Annotated in this window: 5 protein-coding genes; all 5 read right to left on the bottom strand. The window is 35.1% G+C overall.

Annotated elements, in window-relative coordinates; translation table 11 throughout:
• Window positions 1-28: 28 nt before the first annotated feature.
• The 5 genes from BLV68_RS15145 to BLV68_RS15125 are packed head-to-tail and all read right to left on the bottom strand — an operon-like array spanning window position 29 to window position 2,626.
• Complete coding sequence (locus BLV68_RS15145) at window positions 29-403, bottom strand: hypothetical protein (RefSeq protein ID WP_093755268.1); 375 nt, start codon at window positions 401-403, stop codon at window positions 29-31.
• Between the two features lies 1 nt (window position 404).
• Window positions 405-737 (bottom strand): phage head-tail connector protein, encoded by a 333-nt coding sequence (locus BLV68_RS15140; RefSeq protein ID WP_200773825.1) that lies wholly within the window; start codon window positions 735-737, stop codon window positions 405-407.
• A 1-nt stretch (window position 738) separates the two neighbouring features.
• Window positions 739-948, bottom strand: coding sequence for a hypothetical protein (locus BLV68_RS15135; RefSeq protein ID WP_093755266.1), 210 nt, complete (start codon window positions 946-948; stop codon window positions 739-741).
• Between the two features lie 41 nt (window positions 949-989).
• Window positions 990-1,973, bottom strand: a complete 984-nt coding sequence (locus BLV68_RS15130; RefSeq protein ID WP_093755264.1) for a major capsid protein — start codon at window positions 1,971-1,973, stop codon at window positions 990-992.
• Window positions 1,974-1,999: 26 nt separating this feature from the next.
• Window positions 2,000-2,626, bottom strand: coding sequence for a phage scaffolding protein (locus BLV68_RS15125; RefSeq protein WP_093755262.1), 627 nt, complete (start codon window positions 2,624-2,626; stop codon window positions 2,000-2,002).
• Between the last annotated feature and the right edge of the window lie 117 nt (window positions 2,627-2,743).

The following is a 2,743-nucleotide window of genomic DNA, read 5'->3' as shown; positions in this document are numbered from 1 at the left end:
TCTCTAATGTCCCATTTTCCGATAAGGCTCATGTTGTATCAGCCCTTTGTAACATAATCTCCTGATGTGTTTCGTATACGAAAGGCTCTCCACTTTTTACATATTCTCTAGTTACTCCATGTTGAGTAACTACTATCTTTGAACCTGATTTTACCTCTATATCTGGACTAATAAATAATACCGGTTCATACTTTATTGTATTTGCTACCTCTCCGCCATCTGCTGCTGCTATAGTTTTCTTTGATAGTTTACAAGGCACATTCTCATGGACTGGTACTGGTTCTGGACTGACTATCGTTTCCCCTGTATCTGGTTCCTCTATTTCTACATATTCATAAATCGTACACAAGCCTTTATATTGGCTTTCTATAGCTTTTCTTGCTAAAGTTATATAATCGCTCATGTTACCACCTAATCTTTCTGTAAGGAGCTAATTGAGCCTTATAATCCTTTAATAATTCATTAGATATGTCTATGCTCTTATTTGTTTCAAATGTAGTAGTTGTATCTCCTACTTGAATGGATTTTATATCCTTCTTCCCTTCTACATTGCCAAAGTTTTCAAGTCTACATAATTCCATTGCCATGCTTAAAACTGTAGTATTTAGTTCTTCGGGAATTTCTTCTATATTGCAATAATTTTTAATAGTATCTTCTACTCTTTCTATAGTGAATTCTAATATAGCATCTTTGCTATCATCTTTAATACCTAACAATAGTTTAAGTTTTTCTAACATATTAATCACCTACTAATAGGTTAAATAAAACCTCTTTCTTATCCCTAGGATTATATTCTATGCCTTTTCCCTCTAACTTATTTATAATTTCCTCTTTAGTCATATCGTCTATAGATAACTTTGGCTTATTTATTACTTCCTCTTTAGGTTTTGTATGGCTCAATACATGCTCTCTTAGCCTTCTAACCCTTCTCTCATACGCTGTACTCATACTATCCCTCCTAGTAATAGAAAAGTAGGAGAAGTTATCTCCTACTCGTCTATCTTAAACATGAACTTAACAATTCTCACTGCTTTAGGTTCAAATACTCTGTTCCAGTTGTTGCCATCTTCTAGTTCTACAAGGCTTGGGAATGTCTTTTCAGTTCCACCTGCAGGCTCTACCCATGCTACTCCTCTTGGGTGTAGTATGCTTATCTTTCTGTTTACAAGTATATCTTCACCAGCTAAAGACAAGCCTTTTCTAACTACTTCTGTTTCTTGTATGTCTTTATGGCTACCATTACCCCACGCAATAGCTCCTTGCCCGAATAAATAAGCTACCCCTGCTCCTGTTGTAGTATCAAATGGCATAGCATCGTCAACTATAACTCTTTTACCCATGAAATATGGAATTCTTATCTTGCCTTGAGAATCTTCTATATACTCTATTAGGTCATTCTTTGCTAAATGAGCTTCTACTGCCGAGTGCATCATTACTCCAGTTAGTAAATCTTTAGCATCTCCCATTTTTTGTGTTGCATCTATGAATGTTCTACCATTTATATAAGCCTTCTCTCCTTCTGCAGCTGTGATGTCATGCACTTTTTCTGCCATGTTAGGTGCAGCAAATACTCCGTCTAGTATAGATAAAAGTATTTGTTGATATTGTCTATTCCAGTAGTCAGCAAATAGGTTTGCTATTGCTTTCATTGGGTCATCTCCTGAAAGCATAGCAGATAATGCATTAGCTCCATAAGATTTTACGAAACCAAGTTTTCTAGCCATGTCTTGGCCTGCCTTGATTTTACCTGGAGTTGTTTCCCCTTCATCATGCATTACTTCTGGTTCACCAGTAAGGTCATGCCAAAATGGCATATTAATTAAGGTATTAGGTCCACTTGCTAAACTATCAAATTCGCTATTGTTTTCAGCTATCCCGCTTTGGATTAGAGCTGATAGCTCCATTGTCCTTTGAATTGTATACGGTGTAAACACTTCTGGTTGTATCACATCAGCTATTCTTGTAATAGTCATAATAAATCATCTCTCCTTTTCTTTAATTATTTTCCCTCTGCAGCTGCTTTAAGTTTAGCTGCAAGTTCTGGATTCTCTCTAAATATTCTTCCTTGCTCTGTTAGATTGAAATGTTCTTTTGAAAATGGGTTTTTCTTGTATTCGTTTGGTACTGGGTCTGTTGGTGGTTTTGGTTCTCTACCCGAAAGCTTATCCTCGCCAAATAAATAAGGGTCTGATTCTTTCAGACCCTTTAGTTGTTCATCTAATCCTATTAAGTTATCTCCATCTAGTGAAACCTTATCTAAATCTAACAAAGCTTTTACTGCTTTTATATTTCTAGCCTTTTCATCTTTAAGCTTTAGTTCTATAGCTGTTTCTTTCTTTAGTGCTGCTATTTTATTCTCATACTCTTCCTTAGTTTGCTTATTTAGTTCTTCTAGTTCAGTTATTTTAGCTGTTAGTTCCTCATTTCCTGCAGCTTTAACCTTTAACTCTTGAAGTTGCTTGTCTCTATCTTCTAGTTGATTTTTTAATTCTTTCTTTTCCTCGTTTACTTCGTTGAACCTTTCTATAGGTACATATTTATCTTTTATAGCTTCTTTATATGCTTCTAATATCTTCTTTGCAATTTCTTCATCTAAGCCTAATTCTTTTAATTGTTCTAAAGTCATGTTTATCATACCTCCTTAAAATTTCCCTCTACGCTTTTTTACAAGGTTGCGACCTTGTGCGGTCTTGTTCTTTTACACCTACAATACTAAAAAGGTGAATTCCAGTTTTATGGTATA

Source organism: Tepidimicrobium xylanilyticum, assembly GCF_900106765.1.
GTDB classification, from domain to species: Bacteria; Bacillota; Clostridia; order Tissierellales; family Tepidimicrobiaceae; genus Tepidimicrobium; species Tepidimicrobium xylanilyticum.
This window is presented reverse-complemented; position numbering and strand designations above follow the sequence as displayed.

Bases quoted from the DNA above. Each gene is read 5' to 3' on its own strand.
- BLV68_RS15145 (WP_093755268.1), bottom strand. From the start codon at position 403: ATGAGCGATTATATAACTTTAGCAAGAAAAGCTATAGAAAGCCAATAT.
- BLV68_RS15140 (WP_200773825.1), bottom strand. From the start codon at position 737: ATGTTAGAAAAACTTAAACTATTGTTAGGTATTAAAGATGATAGCAAA.
- BLV68_RS15135 (WP_093755266.1), bottom strand. From the start codon at position 948: ATGAGTACAGCGTATGAGAGAAGGGTTAGAAGGCTAAGAGAGCATGTA.
- BLV68_RS15130 (WP_093755264.1), bottom strand. From the start codon at position 1,973: ATGACTATTACAAGAATAGCTGATGTGATACAACCAGAAGTGTTTACA.
- BLV68_RS15125 (WP_093755262.1), bottom strand. From the start codon at position 2,626: ATGACTTTAGAACAATTAAAAGAATTAGGCTTAGATGAAGAAATTGCA.